Source organism: Micrococcus sp. UYEF5 (assembly GCF_040546065.1).
In the GTDB taxonomy this organism is placed as follows: Bacteria; Actinomycetota; Actinomycetes; order Actinomycetales; family Micrococcaceae; genus Micrococcus; species Micrococcus luteus.
On sequence record NZ_JBEPNB010000005.1, the window covers coordinates 165,182 to 183,394 of the forward strand.

General features: G+C 76.8%; 16 protein-coding genes. 5 read left to right on the top strand and 11 right to left on the bottom strand.

The genetic code is table 11. The annotated features are described in order from the left end of the window. Positions 1-184 precede the first annotated feature (184 nt). Complete coding sequence (gene xseA / locus ABIB16_RS07055; RefSeq protein ID WP_134377064.1) at positions 185-1,498, top strand: exodeoxyribonuclease VII large subunit; 1,314 nt, start codon at positions 185-187, stop codon at positions 1,496-1,498. Next, a complete protein-coding gene (locus tag ABIB16_RS07060; protein WP_036316619.1) occupies positions 1,495-1,782 on the top strand; it encodes an exodeoxyribonuclease VII small subunit in 288 nt (95 codons plus the stop codon). Before xseA ends, ABIB16_RS07060 begins: the two co-directional genes overlap by 4 nt. A 146-nt stretch (positions 1,783-1,928) precedes the next feature. Here the strand turns inward: ABIB16_RS07060 and ABIB16_RS07065 are convergent, their stop codons facing one another. The 5 genes from ABIB16_RS07065 to ABIB16_RS07085 all read right to left on the bottom strand — a co-directional run bounded on the left by ABIB16_RS07065 (position 1,929) and on the right by ABIB16_RS07085 (position 6,486). Next, positions 1,929-2,513 carry a type 1 glutamine amidotransferase domain-containing protein gene (locus ABIB16_RS07065; RefSeq protein ID WP_207476600.1) on the bottom strand — a complete coding sequence of 195 codons (585 nt, stop codon included), beginning with the start codon at positions 2,511-2,513 and terminating at the stop codon, positions 1,929-1,931. Between the two features lie 128 nt (positions 2,514-2,641). Further along, positions 2,642-3,562: a PPK2 family polyphosphate kinase gene (locus ABIB16_RS07070; protein WP_354436152.1), complete on the bottom strand. Its 921-nt coding sequence runs from the start codon at positions 3,560-3,562 to the stop codon at positions 2,642-2,644. After that, the gene (locus ABIB16_RS07075; RefSeq protein ID WP_115165994.1) at positions 3,555-4,793 is read right to left on the bottom strand and encodes a pyridoxal phosphate-dependent aminotransferase; all 1,239 of its coding nucleotides are present in this window, start codon (positions 4,791-4,793) and stop codon (positions 3,555-3,557) included. The genes ABIB16_RS07070 and ABIB16_RS07075 overlap by 8 nt, the downstream gene beginning before the upstream one ends. Before the next feature lie 83 nt (positions 4,794-4,876). Further along, positions 4,877-6,013: a glycine betaine ABC transporter substrate-binding protein gene (locus ABIB16_RS07080; protein WP_354436153.1), complete on the bottom strand. Its 1,137-nt coding sequence runs from the start codon at positions 6,011-6,013 to the stop codon at positions 4,877-4,879. Beyond that, positions 6,010-6,486, bottom strand: coding sequence for an NUDIX hydrolase (locus ABIB16_RS07085; protein WP_044658994.1), 477 nt, complete (start codon positions 6,484-6,486; stop codon positions 6,010-6,012). Before ABIB16_RS07085 ends, ABIB16_RS07080 begins: the two co-directional genes overlap by 4 nt. A 159-nt stretch (positions 6,487-6,645) precedes the next feature. Here ABIB16_RS07085 and ABIB16_RS07090 point away from each other — a divergent pair, with 159 nt between their 5' ends. After that, the gene (locus tag ABIB16_RS07090; RefSeq protein WP_095354157.1) at positions 6,646-8,481 is read left to right on the top strand and encodes a hypothetical protein; all 1,836 of its coding nucleotides are present in this window, start codon (positions 6,646-6,648) and stop codon (positions 8,479-8,481) included. Between the two features lie 32 nt (positions 8,482-8,513). On the opposite strand, the gene ABIB16_RS07095 is transcribed toward ABIB16_RS07090, so the two are convergent. From ABIB16_RS07095 to ABIB16_RS07105, 3 genes are all read right to left on the bottom strand, one after another. Then, positions 8,514-9,749, bottom strand: coding sequence for a phosphotransferase (locus tag ABIB16_RS07095; RefSeq protein ID WP_163721361.1), 1,236 nt, complete (start codon positions 9,747-9,749; stop codon positions 8,514-8,516). Positions 9,750-9,771: 22 nt separating this feature from the next. Continuing rightward, positions 9,772-10,683 carry a hypothetical protein gene (locus ABIB16_RS07100; RefSeq protein ID WP_095353598.1) on the bottom strand — a complete coding sequence of 304 codons (912 nt, stop codon included), beginning with the start codon at positions 10,681-10,683 and terminating at the stop codon, positions 9,772-9,774. A 77-nt stretch (positions 10,684-10,760) separates the two neighbouring features. Continuing rightward, the gene (locus ABIB16_RS07105) at positions 10,761-11,387 is read right to left on the bottom strand and encodes a GNAT family N-acetyltransferase (RefSeq protein ID WP_041104377.1); all 627 of its coding nucleotides are present in this window, start codon (positions 11,385-11,387) and stop codon (positions 10,761-10,763) included. 57 nt (positions 11,388-11,444) lie between these two features. Here ABIB16_RS07105 and ABIB16_RS07110 point away from each other — a divergent pair, with 57 nt between their 5' ends. Both ABIB16_RS07110 and ABIB16_RS07115 read left to right on the top strand, forming a co-directional pair. After that, positions 11,445-12,110, top strand: coding sequence for a 5-formyltetrahydrofolate cyclo-ligase (locus ABIB16_RS07110; protein ID WP_233569955.1), 666 nt, complete (start codon positions 11,445-11,447; stop codon positions 12,108-12,110). An 88-nt stretch (positions 12,111-12,198) separates the two neighbouring features. Beyond that, on the top strand, positions 12,199-12,477 hold the full coding sequence (locus ABIB16_RS07115; protein ID WP_049147734.1) for an FmdB family zinc ribbon protein: 279 nt from the start codon (positions 12,199-12,201) through the stop codon (positions 12,475-12,477). A gap of 20 nt (positions 12,478-12,497) precedes the next feature. Here ABIB16_RS07115 and ABIB16_RS07120 read toward each other — a convergent pair whose 3' ends face one another. The 3 genes from ABIB16_RS07120 to guaA form a co-directional block, all read right to left on the bottom strand. Next, complete coding sequence (locus ABIB16_RS07120; RefSeq protein WP_141843782.1) at positions 12,498-12,737, bottom strand: hypothetical protein; 240 nt, start codon at positions 12,735-12,737, stop codon at positions 12,498-12,500. Then, positions 12,727-16,485: a DUF4011 domain-containing protein gene (locus tag ABIB16_RS07125; RefSeq protein WP_354436154.1), complete on the bottom strand. Its 3,759-nt coding sequence runs from the start codon at positions 16,483-16,485 to the stop codon at positions 12,727-12,729. The genes ABIB16_RS07120 and ABIB16_RS07125 overlap by 11 nt, the downstream gene beginning before the upstream one ends. Positions 16,486-16,583: 98 nt before the next feature. Then, on the bottom strand, positions 16,584-18,203 hold the full coding sequence (gene guaA, locus ABIB16_RS07130) for a glutamine-hydrolyzing GMP synthase (RefSeq protein WP_282963047.1): 1,620 nt from the start codon (positions 18,201-18,203) through the stop codon (positions 16,584-16,586). Positions 18,204-18,213: the final 10 nt, after the last annotated feature.

Here is an 18,213-nt window from a genome sequence, read left to right on the forward strand (position 1 = left end):
TCCTTTCCATTCCGTTCCGACCCCGTCGAGCGTACCGATCCTGGCCGGAGGTTCCCCGGTCTGAGCACCCGACCGGGTCGGCGGCGGCCCCGGGGGGACACCGGGGCACCGTCTTGCGCGTCCGGCGAGGGCGGTACGGTGGGCCCGTGCCCGGGCGGACCGGGCGCGGACAGGAGGGACCCGGATGGACCAGCCCGTGACCGAGGGCGCCTCGGCGACGTCGGACGTGCCCGTCTCGGCACCCGCCCGCGCGGGCGAGACCTCCGCTGAGCGGCCGTGGCCCCTGCGCCGGCTCTCCGAGAACCTCAAGGCCCACATCGAGCGTGCCCCCGCCACGTGGATCGAGGGCCAGCTCATCGAGTTCAAGAACAACCGCGGCAACGTCTACATGACCATGCGGGACCTCGAGGAGGAGGTCTCCCTGCCGCTCACCGCCTGGCGGAACGTCGCCATGACCCTGGACGGGACCGTCCAGCAGGGCTCCCGCGTGGTGGCGCGCGTGAAGCCGAACTTCTGGCTCAAGGCCGGGCGCCTGTCCATGAACGTGCAGGAGATGCGCCCGGTCGGCCTCGGCGATCTGCTGGCCCGCGTGGAGCTGCTGCGCCGGGCCCTCGCCGAGGAGGGGCTGACCTCCCCCGCGCGCAAACGGCCCCTGCCCCTGCTCCCCCACCGGATCGGGCTCATCACCGGCCGCGACTCGGACGCGAAGCAGGACGTGCTGCGCAACACCCTGCTGCGCTGGCCCGCCGCCGAGTTCGAGATCCGCGAGGTCGCCGTGCAGGGCGCCGAGGCCCCTCGACAGGTGGCCGCCGCGCTCGCCGAGCTCGACGCCGACCCGGCCGTGGACGTCATCGTCATCGCCCGCGGCGGCGGCGCGCTCGAGGAGGTCGTGCTCCCCTTCTCGGACGAGGCACTGGTGCGCGCCGTGGCGGCGGCGCGCACGCCCGTCGTCTCGGCGATCGGCCACGAGGCGGACCGCCCGGTCCTCGACGACGTCGCCGACCTGCGCGCCTCCACGCCCACGGACGCGGCCAAACGGATCGTCCCGGACGCGGCCCAGGAGGCCGCCGGGCTCGCCGACGCGCGCCTGCGGCTGGCCTCGGCCGTCGAGCGCCGCGTGCACGCCGAGGCCGAGGGGCTCGCGGCCCTGCGCTCCCGGCCCGTGCTGGCCCGCCCGCACGTGATGGTGGACACGCGGCAGGAGGAGACGGACCGGTGGCGCGAGCGCGGCCGGTCCGCCCTGGGCCACCGGCTCGTCCGCGAGGAGGACGCCCTCACGCAGCTGCGCGCCCGCGTCCGCGCCCTGTCCCCGCAGCGCACTCTCGACCGCGGCTACGCCGTGGTCCAGCACGCCGGGCAGGTCGTGCGCGACGCGGACCAGGTCGCCCCGGACGACCGGCTCGACATCCTCGTGGCGGCCGGGCGGATCGCCGCGGACGTCGTCGCGACGCATCGGACCACCCCGACCCCATCCCACGAGAGGACACGACAGGCATGAGTGAACAGGGCATGGAGCAGACGCAGGACGCGGGCCGCCCCAGCGGTGTGGAGGGCTTCACCTCCGCGGACGTCTCGGACGTGGCCCGCATGAGCTACGAGCAGGCGCGCGCCGAGCTGGTGGAGACCGTGGGGAGGCTGGAGGCCGGTGGCGCCGGCCTCGAGGAGTCCCTGGCCCTGTGGGAGCGCGGGGAGGCGCTGGCCGACCGCTGCCAGGCCTGGCTCGACGGCGCCCGCGCCCGCCTCGACCAGGTGCGCGGCGAGGCCGCCCCCGACGCCGACTGATCCCGCCCCCCACTTTCGTTCGGGAAACGGCGGCCTCCGCGGCGCTTTCGTTCGAGAAACGGCGGCCTCCGCGGCGCTTTCGTTCGAGAAACGGCGGGGGCGGGGGCCAACGGCCCCCGCCCCACGCGGCTTGCTCCCGACGTCGGTCAGGCGGTCTGATCCTCGTGCTTGCCCTCGCCCAGCTCCTCCACGAGCTTGGCGTTGAAGGCGTCGAGGTCGTCCGGGGTGCGCGAGGTGGTCAGCCCGCTGTCCACGACGACCTCCTCGTCCACCCACTGGGCGCCCGCGTTCTTCAGGTCAGACTCCAGGGACGCGTAGCTGGTCAGACGGCGGCCGTCCACGACGCCGGCCTCGATCAGGGTCCACGGGGCGTGGCAGATGGCCGCCACCGGCTTGTGCTGCTCGAAGAAGGCACGCACGAATGCCTGGGCGTCCGTGTCGATGCGCAGGGCGTCCGCGTTCAGGGTGCCGCCCGGCATCACGAGGCCGTGGAAGTCCTCGGCCTTGGCGTCCTTCACCGTGGTGTTCACCTCGAAGGACTCGCCGTGCTCCCAGTCGGACTTCATCGCGGTGATGGTGCCGGACTTCGGGGAGACGAGCACGGGGGTCGCACCCGCGGCGATCACGGCCTCCCACGGGGAGGTCAGCTCGACCTGCTCGACACCGTTGGTCGCGAGGAACGCGACGGTCTTGCCGGACAGCGGGGCGTTCTGGACAGCGTTCTCAGTCATGAGTGCACCTTTCGGATCGGGTCCGGCGCGCCTCTGCGGCGCCCGGTGTTCCTCCATCCACTCACCGCGGCCCCGGGCTTGGCAAGGTCCGACCACCACTGCCCCGCCCACCGCGACGACGGCGGCGCTCAGCCCGCCAGCAGGCGACGGCGGGCCGCCGCGACGTCGAAGTCGGCCTCCGGCCAGTCCAGCCCCATCCCCTGCAGGGTCTCGATGATCAGCTGCTGCACCGCCAGCCGGGCGAACCACTTGCGGTCCGCCGGCACGATGAACCACGGCGCGTCATCGGTGTCCGTCCGCTCGATCGCGATCCGGTACGCGTCCGTGTACTGGTCCCAGTACGCGCGGTCGTCGAGATCGCTCTCGCTGAACTTCCAGTGCTTCGTGGGGTCGTCCAGGCGGGCCAGCAGGCGCTCGGCCTGCTCCTCCGGCGAGATCCGCAGCATCACCTTGACGATCCGTGTCCCCGCGGCGCGCACGGCCGCCTCGAACTCGCGGATCGCCCCGTAGCGCTCCTCCACCTCGGCCAGCGGGGAGAGCCCGCGCACGCGGTGCACGAGCACGTCCTCGTAGTGGGAGCGGTCGAACACGGAGACCAGGCCGGGCCGCGGCAGATGCGGTCGGATGCGCCACAGGAAGTCGTGGGCGCGCTCCTCCGGGGTCGGCACCTTGAACGCGTGCAGGTGGACGCCCTGCGGGTCCATCGCCCCGATCACGTGGCGCATGATCCCGCCCTTGCCGGCGGTGTCCATGCCCTGCAGGATCACCAGCAGGGACGGCACCTCTCCCACGGGCGCGTCGCGCACCGACTGGGCGAACAGCAGCTCCTGCAGGTCGGCGAGCGCCCGGCCGCGCGCGGCCAGGTCCTTCTTGCCCTTCGCCTTGTCCCCGCCGTAGCCGGGCGTCGCGGCGGCGTCGACGTCGGCCGGGCCCCGGACCTCGTCCCCGCGGCGGGCGGCGAACAGCTCCCGCGCGGGGGCGTCGAAGACGCCGTCGTCGTCGGTGGCACGGGCGGGTCGGCCCGCCTCGGTGGCCGGGGTGTCAGCCATGGCGCTCCCTCCAGTCCTCGAGGAAGTCCTCGAGGCGGTCCAGGGCCACGCTCAGGTCCTTCACGCTGGGCAGCGTGACGAGCCGGAAGTGGTCGCTGTGCGGGTAGTTGAACGCCCCGCCGTGCGAGACGAGGATCTTCTTCGCCCGCAGCAGCTCGATGACGAACGCCTCGTCGTCGTCGATCGCGTAGACCTCCGGGTCCAGCCGCGGGAACAGGTAGAGGGCGCCGTGGGCCGGCTGCACGGACACGCCGGGGATGGCGTTCAGGCGGTCCTGGGCGAGGTTGCGCTGCTCGAGCAGCCGACCGCCGGGCAGGACGAGGTCGTTGATGGACTGGTAGCCGCCCAGTGCCACCTGGATGGCGTGCTGCGCGGGCACGTTGGCGCACATCCGCATGTTGGCCAGCAGGGTCAGGCCCTCGAGGAAGTCCGCGGCCCGGTGCTTCGGCCCGGACACGGCCACCCAGCCGGAGCGGTAGCCCGCCACCCGGTACGCCTTGGACAGGCCGGAGAACGTCAGGGTGAGCACGTCGTCGGACAGGCCGGCGGCGTTGATGTGGCGGGCGCCGTCGTAGGTGATCTTCTCGTAGATCTCGTCCGCCATGAGGACGAGGTGGTGGCGGCGGGCCACGTCCACGATGCCCTGCAGCACGGCGCGGGAGTAGACCGCGCCGGTGGGGTTGTTCGGGTTGATCAGGACGATGCCCTTGGTGCGCTCCGTGACGAGGGACTCGATGTGCTCGAGGTCGGGCTCCCAGCCCTCCTCCTCGACGCAGCGGTAGTGCACCGCCCGGCCCCCGGCCAGGGTGGTGGCGCCGGTCCACAGCGGGTAGTCGGGCGAGGGGACGAGGATCTCGTCGCCGTCGTCGACCAGGGCCTGCAGGACCATCGTGATCATCTCGGACACGCCGTTGCCGATGAACACGTCGTCCACGCCGATGTCCCGGATGCCCCGGGACTCGTAGTACTGCGAGACGGCGGTGCGCGCCGAGTAGATGCCCTTGGAGTCCGAGTAGCCCTGTGCGTGCGGCAGGTGCTGGTGCATCGCCGCCAGGACGGCGTCCGGCGCCTCGAAGCCGAACGGGGCCGGGTTGCCGATGTTCAGCTTCATGATCCGGTGGCCCGCGGCCTCCATCCGCTGCGCCTCCTCCAGGATGGGGCCGCGCACGTCGTAGCGGACGTTCAGCAGCTTGGCGGACTGGCGGAACTGGCGGGGATGCGGGGTCGGCATGCCCCCATCATGGCACCCCCCGGGCGGTGTGCGTCACAGTCGCGCTCGTGCGACGCGGGCCGGCGCCCCTCCCTCGCGCGGGCTCAGAACCAGGAGCCGCGGGGCACGAACCAGTCCTCGGGCGCGTCCTCCAGGCCATGGTCCACCAGCCAGTACTGCGCGGCCTCGGCGGGCGGGAGCGGGTCGTCGCCCGTGGTGAGCCGTTCGAGTTCCCGCAGGCCGTCGCCGTCGAGGGCGGACATCACCTCGGCGATGCGCCGTTCGGCGTCGTCGTCCAGCATCGCGGCGGAGCCGACGGCGGTCAGTCGCCCCTCGGGGAGCACGCGGCCGTCGTCCTCGAGCGGGACGAGCGTGCTCGCGTCGATCTCCGGATCCGTGCCGGTCAGAAGCGCGACCTGGGCCTCGTCCGCGACGACGGCGGCGGCCGGGTCCTCGGTGTCGGCCAGCCAGGTCTCGGGGCGACAGCCGGCGAGCCGGTCCAGGCGGACGCGCAGGGCCGCGGCCGCGTCCGCCGCGGAGGTCAGGGCCGGGGGTGCGACGGCGGTGAGTGACTCGCACCGGCCGTTGAGGTCCGTGATCGACTCGAGCTCGAGCCGGGCCGCGGTCGTCTGGGTGACGACCGCGGTCAGGCGCAGCACGCCCGCCGACGAGGACAGCGCCGCCGGGGCCTCGTCCTGCGGTGTCCCCGCCGCGGCCGTCTCCTCGGCGAGCAGCGTCTCGAGGACGCGCCCGGCCGCCGGGGCGTCCGCCGCGGGGTCGCCGACGGGCAGCGCGGTGGGGCTCGGGGCGGCGGTGGAGGCGGTGGCCGAGGGGGTGGGCACGGTGCCCGTGGACGTGCCGGCCTCCGTCCCGGTCGGCGTCGGCGTGGGCGTCGGCGTGGGCGGGGACGGCAGCGCCGCTGCGGGGTCGGCGGCGGCGGCCAGGGCCAGGGTGTCCACGACGGCGACCGTGTCCCCGCCGGCGGCGGACCACGCGGGCTGCTCCACGGCGACGCCGTCCTCGTCCGCCACAGCGTGGCCGTGCAGGCGCAGGTGACGGGCCAGGACCGCCGCGACGGCGGCCTCCAGGCCCTCGCTGTCGTACACGACCGTGATCGGGGTGCCTGACGCCGAGGGCGTCGGCGGGGCGTCCGCCTGCGGCGCGCACGCCCCCAGGGCCAGCGACAGCGCGAGGGCGGAGGCGGCGAGGGCCGTCGGGCGTCGGTGGGCGGGGCGGCTCACGTGGCCACCCCGGCACGGGCGAGCGCCTCGGTGACCCAGGAGGCGGTGCGCAGCCCGCTGAGCTCCGCGAGGTCGAACCAGCGTGCGTCCGTCGAGGATCCGCCGACCTCAGGGCGCAGGACGCCGCCCGTGATGCGGGCGGTGTAGAGGACCTGCACGGTGAGCAGGGGCAGCGGCTCGCCCCGCAGGCGCTTCTCCGCCGGGATCGTCCCGGTCGTGACGCCCAGCAGGCCCGTGAGCTCGGCGGTGTGGCCGGTCTCCTCCCAGACCTCGCGCAGGCACGCCTCCTCCGGGCTCTCGCCGAGCTCGATGCCGCCGCCGGGCAGCGTCCACTGCAGGAACTCGGGCCCCTGCCACGAGCTGAGCAGGACGCGGCCGCCGTCCACGATCAGGGCGTAGGCGCCGGCGCGCGTCTGGAACGGGCCGGCGGGGTGTGCTCCGGCGGCGTCTGGGGCGGCGGGGGTGGTGCTCATGGCTGCGGGCTCCTGGCGGCAGTGGGACGGCCCGCGGCGGGCGACGCTGCGGGCCCGGCCAGTCTACGAGCACCGCCCACCGCGAACAGCGGCACGGTCCACCGACCCGCGCCCTAGGCTGGAGGACCACCCGTCCCACCCCCGGAAGGAGCAGCGCCCGTGGACACCCCGCAGGACCCGCCCCGCCGGGACGGCCCCTCCGGCGGCCCCGTGGAGCCGGCCGTCGACGCCGCCCTGGACCGGGTGCGCGCCCTGCTCCGGCAGGCCCGCGGCACCGCGGCGCCCGACGCCCCGACCGCCCTGGACGCCCGAGGCTGGTGGGAGCTCTCCCTCGAGGCCGCGCTGCGCGACGAGCCCCGGGAGTCCGCCCGCCTCGCCGACTCCGGTCTCGCCGCGCTCGGGCCCGGCCAGGACGACGTCCGCCTCGCCCTGCTGCGGGCGCTCGCCGTCGCCGCGGGCCAGGTCGGGGACGAGGCCGCCCTGACCCGCTGGGTGGAGGCCCGGGCGGCGCTGCTGCGCCACCTCGGCCGGCCCCGGCAGGCCGAGCTCGAGTCCCAGCTCGGCGCCGCCCTCGTGCGCGACCCGGACACGGTCGAGGCGGCGGTGCTGGCCGGCGTCGTGGAGGACGAGCCGGGCGCTCCCGGCGAGGACCCCGGGGACACCGTCCTGCCCGAGGCCGCCCTGGCCCTGGCCGTGCACCGCGTGCACACCGGGGACCTGGACGCCGCGCTCGAGCTGGCCCGCCGCGTCATCGGCGTCCTGGGCGGGCTGCGCGCGACCGGTGCCCTGCTGCCCACCGGCTCGTGGTCCAGCGCGCATCTGCTGCTCGCCCGCCTGCACCTGTGGCGGGGCGAGCACGCCGAGGCGGACGCGGCGGCCGCCGTCGTCACCGCGCTGCCCGCCGCCCGGGCCGTCCTCGCCTCCGCCACCACGGTGCGGGCGATCGCCGCCCACGAGCTGGACCGTCCGACGGCGGCCCTCGACCTGGCGCTCGAGGCGGCGGAGCGGATGGCCTCGGTCGGGCTGCGGCGCGGCGCCGCCTCCGCGGCGGCTCTGGCCGGGCGCGTGGCCGGCGACCTCGGCGGGTACGAGGAGGTCGCCGTGGCCGCGTGGGAGCTGGCCTCCGTGCACGCGGAGAAGGCCGAGGCGCCGGAGGCCTCGAGCCTGAGCTACTGGTGGGCGCACCAGCTCGTGCTCGCCGGCCGCGCCGACGAGGCCGAGCCCCTGCTCGCCCGGCTGGTGCGCCGCGAGGCCACCCACGGCCGGGACGTCGAGCAGGCCCGTGCCCTCGTGGACCTCGGCCACGCCCACCACGACCAGGACCGCGCCGAGAACGCGCTGCCCCTGTGGCGGGAGGCGGCCGGCCTGTTCGAGGCCCACGGCCAGTGGGAGGACGCCGCGCGCACGCTCCTGGCCGCCGGCGCCCTCGTGAACCGCGAGCGCGACGAACGCACCCGGCCCTCCGCCCTCGACCTGTTCGAGCGGGCGGTCGCGGCCGCGCGCCAGGCGGTGGACGAGGACCCGGCGGTGCTGCCGGCCGCGCTGCACGCGCACGGGTACCTGCTGTGCGAGTCCGGCCAGGCGGAGGGCCTCGACCTCCTCGAGGAGGCGCTCGTCCTCGTGCGGGACGCCGGCGCCGACTGGCAGGTGGCCGACTACACGGACACCCGCGCCCGGGCCCTGTGGTCGCTCGAGCGGGGGCCGGAGGCGATCGCCACCGCACTGCAGGCCGCCGACCTGTTCACCGCCGCCGGGGACCGCGAGGGCGCCGCGCAGGCCGAGCTCTTCGCCGCCTACGTGGTGGCCGAGGACGGCAGCCCCGAGCAGGCCGCGACGCTCTTCCGCCTGGTGTGCGACTCCACCGACTCCACGCTCGTGCGCCTCGGCGCGCTCACGGGCCTGCACCAGTGCCTGTCCGCCCTCGGGGACCACGACGGCGCCGCGCGCGTCCGGGACGAGCTCGACGCGCTCCGCGAGGGGCTCGGCGCGGACTGACCGCCGCTCGAGGGGGTGGCCGCCGTCGCGGGTCAGAGGCCGACGCGGGCCAGGGCGGCGTCGGCGGCGGCCCGGCGGGCGGACCGCACGGCGCGGGGCGCGGTCGGCTGCGCCGCGAGGGCGGCGAGGACGGTCGCGACGCGGGCGGCCAGCGCCGTCTCGTCGACCTCGCTGCGGGCGTGGCGCCCGAACCGCTCGGCCACGGCGCGCAGCGCGGCGCCGCCGGCGCCGAGGTCGACGGCGCCCGCCTCGAGATGGGCGATCAGGACGGCCCAGTCGTCCACGCGGTGCCCCATGCCCAGGTCGTCGGCGTCCAGCACGCCGGTGATCCGCTCCCCCGCGGCGTCCACGTGCAGGTTCCCCGGGTGCAGGTCGCCGTGCACGGGCACGCGCGGGCCGGGGTCCCCGGCCGCGAGCGCCGCGCGGAGCCGGTCCGCCCGGGCGGCGGCCTCGTCCTGGGCCTCGGGGTCCAGCACGACGGCGGCCCACGTGGCGTGCTCGAGCAGGACGGCGGGTCCGCCGTCGTCCGCGTCGTCGCCCCCGGCCGCCCCGGCCGTGGGGCCCGCCGGGCCGGGGGGCTCCTCGGGCACCGGCGGCAGCCGGTCCAGCAGCGCGGCGACCCGCGCGGGGTCGAGCGCGGCGGCCTCGGGCCCGGCCAGCAGCGCCCGCCAGGGCAGGCCCGGCACGCTCGCGAGCGGGAGCACCCCGCGCTCCGGCGCCGCGAGGACGGCGGGCACCGGCACCCCGGCCGCCCCCGCCGCGGCCATGCGCCGGGCGACCCGTGGGGCGCGCGCGGGCGGGAGCACCTTCAGGAACGTGCGGGCCACGACGTCGCCGTCGCCGGTCGCCTCGACGGCCAGGACCGCCCGGTTCCGCGGCCGGTAGCCGCGCCACGTGAGGCGGGCCCGGCCCGGCGCCGTGCCGATCAGGGCCGCGAGCGCGTCCGGGTCGGCGGTCAGCGTGAGGCCCGGCAGGACGGGGTCGGCGGGGGCCCACCACCACAGGGTGCCGTCCTCCAGGATCCCGCGCTCGCCCGGGACGGGCGGGCACGTCGCGCCGGGGGCGGCGGGGTGCCGGGGGTCGCGGGCGAGGACGAGGGTGCGGGAGCGGACGCGGGCGTCGCCCGCGCGTCCGGTCATCACGTCCAGGTCCAGGACGCGCGCGAGCCGACGTCCCCGCTGCAGGTGCAGGGCGTCGGCTCGGGTGCGCAGCCAGCGCTCGCCCGACGCGCGGACGGCCTGGCGCGCGGCGGCTCGGTCGATGCTCACGGGCGCGGCCGCCCGGCGGGGCTCAGCAGGCCCGGCGCCGCGCCAGGACGTTGTCCAGGTCCAGGGCGGCGATGTCCTGCTCGGCGGCGGCGCTGATCTGATCGTCCGCCGTGCGCGCGGCGTCCTGGAGCCGGGTGTCCGCGCCGGTGGGGGCGGGGGTCTCGAGCGGCGCCGGCAGGGGGCGGGCCATCTCCGGGGCGTCCAGGTAGGTGGGGCGCGGCACCGCGGGGATGGTCACCGCACGGTCCGCTGCGGGGGCGGCGGCGGAGGCGGTCACCACCACGGGCTCGACCCGGGGTGCGGCGGGCGCGGCGGCCGGGCGCGGCGCCTCGGTCTCGAAGGCCAGCACGGTCTCCAGCACGCGGCGGTCCCGCTCAGGGTCCGCGGCCGGGGCCTGCCGCTCCTCGGCGGCCGGGGCGGCGGGGCGCTCCGGGACGACGACGGCGGCGGGCCGGGCGCGACGGGTGCGGTCGCGGACCGCGAGGGCCCGCAGGCCGGCCAGCCCGGCCACGGCGAACAGGAGCGACCAGCCGGCCAGGGCGAGCGTGCCCGCGCCGAACGCCGCGGCGAGACCGGCCACGAGGAACACGAGCAGGGCCACGAGGGCGGCGAGGAACAGCGCCGTGCGCCCCCACCGGATGTGCAGGCCGGTCCGGCCGCGGGCGGCGCGCGCCGCGTCGGCGGCGGCGCTCAGGCGGCCCGAGAACCGGGCGCTCAGGGCACGGACGGCGGGCGAGCTCTGCAGACGGTGCATGAAGGACCTCGGCATCGACGGGCGGGCGGGGGCGGACGCGAGACGATGGCGGCGCAGCACGAGCCGCCAGGCCAGGAAGGCCACGAGGGCCACGATGACCAGCGACGCGCTCACCCGGGCGTCGGCCAGCGCGTCGAGCGCGGCCCGCACGGCCCTCGTCGGCGCGGTGGTCTCGTCCATGCGGTCAGCCTAGCGCCGGGGGCGGACCGGCCCGGCCATCGCGGCGTGTCCGCACGCGGCGTGTCCCGCCGGGCCGCTCAGGGGCGCGGCCGGGTGGCCAGCCACCCGGCCAGCAGGCCGTCGGGGACCTCCTCGGCGGTCACCGCGAACGTCCGGTGGTCCCGCCAGGCGCCGTCCACGTGCAGGTACGCCCTGCGCAGGCCCTCGTCGCGCAGGCCGAGCTTCGCCACGACCCGCAGGCTGGCCGCGTTCTCCGGGCGGATGTTGACCTCGACCCGGTGCAGGCCGGCGCTGCGGAACGCCCAGTCCGTCGCCATGGCCACGGCCGTCGGCGTCAGCCCCCGGCCGGCCTCGCGACGGTCGATCCAGTAGCCGATCGAGCCGGAGAGCACCGAGCCGTACTGGATCCCGCCCAGGGACAGCAGCCCCACCAGGCGGTCCCGGTCCGGGCGGTCGTCGTCGAGGACCATGCCCCACGTGTAGGCGCTGCCGTCCCGGCCCTGGCGGCCGTGCCAGCGGACCATCTGCCCGAACGACGCCGGACCCGCGCCCGGCACGGGGCTCGTCGCATCCCACGGCGTCAGCCACTCGCGGTTGTGCGCCCGCTGCTCCTCCCACGCCTCCCGGTCCCGCCTCCGCAGCGGCCGCAGGGCGAGGGTGCCGTGCCGCAGGGTCACGGGCCAGGGGGAACGCTGCCAGGACATGGCGTCGATCCTATGCGCGGCCGGGCGCGGCACCGGTGCGGCGGGCATCATGGGGACATGCGCACTCCCCCTCCCGTGCCCGAGCCCGCCGCCACGGGCCCCGTCGCCGGCGTCGACGACGTCGTGGACGCCAAGGCCGCCCTGCGTGCGCGCCTGCGCACCGCCCGCCGCGACCGCTCCCCTGCGCGCCGCGCCGCCGAGTCCGCGGCCGCCGTCGAGCACCTGTGGGCGTGGCTGGGTCCGCGCGTGGCCGCGGCGACCGCGGACGGGACCGCCCCGGTGGTGGCCACCGTGCTGCCGATGGCCACCGAGCCGGACACCGGTGGGCTGCGCGCCCGCCTGCTGGCCGCGGGGGCGCGGGTGCTCGTCCCCGTGATCGAGCCGGAACGACGCCTGAGCTGGGCCTCCTGGCACCCGGGCGTCGCGACGGCGCGCGCCGCGAACGCCCCCGTGGACGAGCCCGTGGGCGAACGGCTCGGGACCGACGCGCTGGCGGCGGCGACCGCGGTGGTCATGCCGGCGCTCGCGGTGGCCGAGGACGGGATGCGCCTGGGCCAGGGCGGGGGCTACTACGACCGCTTCCTCGCCGAGCTGCCGCGGAGCGTGCCGACCGTGGCCCTCGTGTTCGAGGACGAGCTGCTGCCGGCAGGCGCCATCCCTGCCGAGCCCACGGACCGGCCCGTGGACGGCGTCGTCACCGCGGCCGGGATGCGCTGGGTCTGAGCCCGGCCCGCGGCGCGGAGTAGCATCGGGGGTCGGATCCCCCCAGAACCGCGCGCCCCGGCGCGCCCCGAGCGAGCTGGAGCTGAGCATGCCCACCTACGCCTACCGCTGCAAGGACTGCGGCCACGCCTTCGACGTCGTCCAGGCCTTCACCGACGACGCCCTCACCGAGTGCCCCGCGTGCGGCGGCGTCCTGCGCAAGCAGTACGGCTCGGTCGGCGTGAGCTTCAAGGGCTCCGGGTTCTACCGGACCGACTCGCGCTCCGGCACCGGGGGCACCGGCTCGGCCGGCGGATCGACCTCGGACTCGGCCGCCGGGTCCTCGACGTCGTCGACGTCGTCCTCGTCCTCCGCCGCCGCGGACTGACCCGGCCGCACCGGGCCGGCTCAGCCCCAGTGGGGCGGGCGCTGCTCGCGCAGCCAGCGGTCACGCTCGGCCTCGGCCGCACCGGTCTCGACCCCGGCCCTGTCCCCGGTCGGTGCGGTCGCCGGCGACGTCCCGGCCTGCCCGCTCAGCCGGGGCATCTCGGGCAGGCGCGGCTCGCGGCCGTCGGCGGCTGCCGGGCCGGTGCCCGGGGCGTCCGCCCGGCGCGGGCCGCGGCGGCGCGGCGCGCCGTCAGCGGACATCGTCGTCGGTCTCGTCCGTCTCGTCCGCCGGCTCCACGCCCAGCCGGTCGGCCAGCTCGCGGGCCACGGACTCCGGGTCCGCGAACACGTCGATCGCCCACAGGGTCCGGGGCTCCCAGCCGCGGGCCTCGAGCCCCTCGGGCAGGGTCCGCGAGCGCTGCCGCACCGTGAGGGCGCGGTACACCTCGCCGCCGTCGCCGGCCAGGGCCAGCGGACGGGGCGCCTCGTCCGCGCGCGGATCGAGCACGGCCAGGTCCATGACGCCGGCGTAGCGGGGCAGGACGCGGGCGCCGTGCTCCTCGAGCCGGTCGCGCAGATCGGCCAGCAGCGGATCGCCCACCGTGCCCACCGGGTCCGCGGCGTCGTCGCCCAGGTAGGCCTCGAGCAGCCGCAGGAACCAGAGGGCGCCGCCGTCGAGCCGGTCCTCGTCCAGGTCCGCGGCGCGCAGCGCGGAGACGAGGTGCAGGCGCCGGCGGGCGCGGGTGAGCGCGACCGTGACCATGCGCTCGCCGTCCGGGTCGGAGAAGGCGCCGAAGTGGTGCACCACGCGCCCGTGCGGGGTGCGGCCGTAGCCGGGGGTGAGGATCACGGCGTCGCGCACCACGGAGGCGGCGCGCACGACCGGCACGATCACGAACGGCTCGGCCTCGGCGGCGTCCTCGCCGCGGCCGCGGGCGAGGAACTCGTGGGCCCACGGCGCCTGCGCGGCCGTGGCCTGCACGGCGGCGGCCACGCGGCGGGCGTGCTGCTCGGACACCGTGACCACGGCCAGGGACTGCTCGGGCCGGTCGCGGATGTGCTCGAACACGCGCTCCACGGTGCGGGCGACCTCGGCGTTCGTGGACTCGACCACGTCGCCGCCGGTCATCGGGATGCCGGTGCCCTCGGGCAGGTACTCGGCCGTGACGGCACGATCCCGGCCGGTGGCCTCGCCCGCGGTGGGCAGCGCGTCCAGGGCGCCGTCATAGGCGAGCGCGGAGAGCAGGCGCACCAGGCGCCGCTCGAGGGGACGGTGCACGGTGCGCAGCGGCAGGGTGGGCAGCACCTCGTCCAGCGCGTCGTGGGCCGAGCGCAGCGGGCGCAGGGGCCCGGCGGTCGCCGTCGGGTCCACGGAGACCTGGAACGACTGCGGGCGCCCGATCACCGGGTCGCCGAGGGCCACCACCTGGGGCGCGCGGGTGAGCGCGCCCATCGCGGTGGCCAGGGCGGTCGCGTCGGCCTCCAGCAGCACGACGACGTCGGCGCGCCACTCCGGGGGGAACTCGGACAGGGCCATGGGCGAGGTGGTGACCACCGGCACGAGCGGCTGCAGGAGCTCGGGGGTGATCGTGGCCAGGGACTCGACCGTGGGGCTGCCCTGCTTGAGCAGGGTGCGCAGCACGGCCGCGTCCGCGCGATAGGTGCGCAGCGCCTCCCGCCAGCGCGCGGCCAACGCGGCGGAGAGCCGGGCGCCGCCGCGCTCGAGATGGGCGCGGTCCAGGTCGCGGAACCCGCGCTCGACCTCGGTCAGGTCCGCCCCGCTCATCATGGCGAGGAAGTCGTCCCCGGAGATCATCGCCTCGAGGGCGGACTGCCACCACGCGAGCTCGAGCTCGGCGGTCAGGGCCTCGGTGGGCACTTCCCGCTCGCGCAGGTCCTCGAGCAGCTCCGCCAGGCCGTGGTCGCGCAGGCTGTCCAGCACGAGGGTGCGCTCGGGCAGCGTGGCCAGGGTGTCGCGGTCCGCCACGAGCCCGTCGACGGCGGCCACGAGGTCGTCCACGTCGCGCTCGTCCAGCGGCCCCTCGGCCACGGCCTCGGGGGCGAGGACGCCCTCGAGCCGGCGCAGGTGCTCGCGCACCTGGCCGACGTGGCCCATCACGTGCTCGCCCTGGTCCGGCACCTGCGGGGGCGTGCCCGGCTCGGCGGCGTGGCGGTTCCAGTCCTCCAGGACGGCGGCGGCGTCCACGAGGGCGCCGTGCAGGTCCGTGGGCTGCACGCCCGGGCGGACCGCGTCCTTGGCCGCGCGGCGCAGGCGGGACCGGGCCACCGAGGACATCTCGACCAGGTGGAGGCGCCGCCACGAGCTGGTGGCGGTCGCCGCGACCAGCTGGGGCACGTCGAGGGAGAACACCTCGGGGGTGAACTCGGTGAGGGTGCGGGCCACGCGGCGGTAGAGGTCCGCCTGCTCCGCCCAGCCGGCCACCGTGCGCTCGGGGCGCAGGCCGGCCTGGGCGGCGGCGGTGTCCACGGCGCGTCGGGTGGTGTGCAGGGCCGCCGCCAGCTCGTCGGCCAGCTCCGAGGCGGCCTCGGTCTCCTGCACGTTGCGCACGCGGGCGCCGAACCAGCGGCTCTCGGTGGCGGCGGCCGAGAACGCGCCGAGCTCCCCGGCGCGCACGAGCTGCTCACCCACGGCCTGCCGGTTCACGGTGGAGTCCAGCACGGAGCGCTTGAGGCGCACGGTGGTGGCCGGCGGCGTCTCGAGCCCGGTCAGGGCGGCCAGGGCCTGCATCGCCTGGAACGGCGAGCAGCCCCAGCGGGGGCGGACGTGGTGCAGCGAGCCGACGTGCTCCTGCAGCCGGCGCCGCCGTTCGGTCAGCGCGGCCTCGTCCCGGGCGGTGTCGGGGTCCACGGCCCGCTCGGAGCGCAGGACGGCCTGCACGAGCTGGCGGCGGAGCAGCTCGGGGTCCGCGTTGGCGGGCACATCCAGCGCGATCGAGCGCAGGTCCGCCTCCTCGAGGCGGTCGAGCACGTCGGCCAGGGCGGCGGAGCGCTCGGCCACGACCAGCACGCGCCGGCCCTCCCAGGCCAGGCGCGCGGCCAGGGCGGCGGCGGTCTGGGTCTGCCCGGTGCCGGGGGCGGCCGCCACCACGAGGGAGTCCCCCGCCGCGGCGTGCTCGAGCACGCGCGCCTGGGCGGCGTCGACGTCGACGACGAGGCGCTCGTCGGCCGGGGCGACGTCGTCCTCCGCGGGCGCGCCCGTGGGCTGCAGCGCCGGCGGGCGCGGCACCATGCCGGTGCCGGCGTCGTACAGGGCCTGCACGACCGGCAGATCCTCGAGGGAGGCGGGCAGCGAGGCGGTCTCGCCGAGGTCCGCGAACGTGGAGACGAGCAGGCAGTCCTCGATGTGCAGGTCCGCGATCGCGGCGGTCTCCTCGCGCAGGCGGGCGAACGCGGGGGCGGGCTCGAGGCGCGCCGTGGCGTAGGCGGCCTGCTGGTACGCCTCGGGGTCCAGGGCGATGCCGTGGTGCCGGCGCAGATTCCGCACGAGCGCCGGGTTCAGGCGGGCCGGCTCGGTGATCTGGACCTCCAGCTCGTCCCGGCCCCGGGCGCCGCGGCGCACCGTCAGGGCCACGCGGGCCAGCAGCACGGGGGCGGAGCGGCGCTCCCGCCGGCCGTCCTCCTCAGCCGTCCACGTGGCCACGCCCACGGCGAGCGCCCCGACGTCGATGCCGCGTTCCTCCGCCAGCTCGCGGACCTTGGCGCGCAGGCCGAGGGAGACCTCGTGCGCCGCGTCCAGCACCGGGCCGGCCGGCAGCAGGGTGGACAGGCGGGTGCGCCGCCCCAGCAGCAGCTGCGAGACGCCGGAGGAGTTCGCCTCCGTGAGGTCGATGCTGTTGGCCGCCGAGAGCGCGAACCGCAGCATCGTGTCGTTCTCGGCACCCGAGCCCAGGGAGGACACCCAGGCGGCCGGGTCGGGGCGGGTCTGCCCCTCGTCGGGGCGTGCGGCGGCGCGGGCGCGGGCCAGGCGCGGGAACTCCTGCTCGGTCACGTGCGTGCGGTCCTTCCTCCGTCGCCTGGGTCCAGGCGGTCTTCGTGCGGACGGCCGCCCCGGTCAGGGGCGGCCGGATGCGGCGCCGGACGCGCCGCTCACTCCCACTCGATGGTGCCCGGCGGCTTGCTGGTCACGTCGAGCACGACCCGGTTGACGCCGTCGACCTCGTTGGTGATGCGGTTCGAGATGCGGGACAGGACGTCGTCCGGGATCCGTGCCCAGTCCGCCGTCATGGCGTCCTCGCTGGTGACGGGGCGCAGGACGACCGGGTGGCCGTAGGTCCGGCCGTCACCCTGCACGCCCACGGAGCGCACGTCCGCGAGCAGCACCACCGGGCACTGCCAGATCTGGCGGTCCAGCCCGGCCGCGGTGAGCTCGGCGCGCACGATCGCGTCCGCGCGGCGCAGCAGGTCCAGGCGCTCCTGGGTGACCTCGCCGATGATGCGGATGCCCAGACCCGGGCCCGGGAACGGCTGGCGGTGCACGATGCCCTCGGGCAGGCCGAGCTCGGCGCCCACGGCGCGGACCTCGTCCTTGAACAGCTCGCGCAGCGGCTCGCACAGCTCGAACTCGATGTCGTCCGGCAGGCCGCCCACGTTGTGGTGGGACTTGATGTTGGCCGCCCCGTCCCCGCCGCCGGACTCGACGACGTCCGGGTAGAGCGTGCCCTGCACGAGGAAGCGGACCTCGGTGGCGTCCGGGTCGTGCTCGGACTCGAGGACGATGTCCGCCTGCGCCTTCTCGAAGGTGCGGATGAACCGCTCCCCGATGATCTTGCGCTTGGCCTCGGGGTCGGTGACGCCGGCCAGCGCGGACAGGAAGTCCTCGCGCGCGTCCACCATCACGAGGCGGGCGCCGCCGTGGGCCTCGCCGAAGGCCTGCTCGATCTCGGCGGACTCGCCCTCGCGCATGAGGCCGTGGTCCACGTAGACGCAGGTGAGGCGGTCGCCGATGGCGCGCTGCACGAGGGCCGCGGCCACGGCGGAGTCCACGCCGCCGGACAGGCCGCAGATGGCCCGCTTGTCCCCGATCTGCTCGCGGATGCGCTCGACCTGCTCCTCGATCACGCCGCTGGCCGTCCAGTCCGCGCCCAGGCCCGCACCCACGTGCAGGAACTTCTCGAGCACCCGCTGGCCGCGGGAGGAGTGGCCCACCTCGGGATGCCACTGCACGCCGTAGATGCGGCGCTCGCGGTCCTCGAACGCGGCGACGGGGGCGCCCGCGGTGGAGGCCGTCACGGCGAAGCCCTCGGGCGCCTGCGTCACGGCGTCCCCGTGGGACATCCACACGACCTGCTCGAGGTCCTGGTCCGCGAACAGCACGGAGTCGGCATCCACCGAGTCCAGGCGGGTGGAGCCGTACTCCCGGGTGCCGGTCTTGGCCACGGTGCCGCCGAGAGCGTGCGCGATCGACTGGAAGCCGTAGCACAGGCCCAGCACGGGCACCCCGGCCTCGAGCAGCGCCGGGTCCAGCTGCGGGGCGCCGGGCTCGTACACCGACGACGGCCCGCCCGAGAGGATCAGCGCCGCGGGCTTACGCTCCAGGATCTGCGCCGCCGGGGTGGAGGCGGGCACGACCTCGGAGTAGACGTTGGCCTCGCGCACACGACGCGCGATGAGCTGCGCGTACTGGGCGCCGAAGTCCAGCACCAGCACCGTGGGCATCACGTCGCTGAGCGGGGCGGGGGTGTCGGGGTGGGGGGCGTTCTGCGTCACCCGTCCAGGA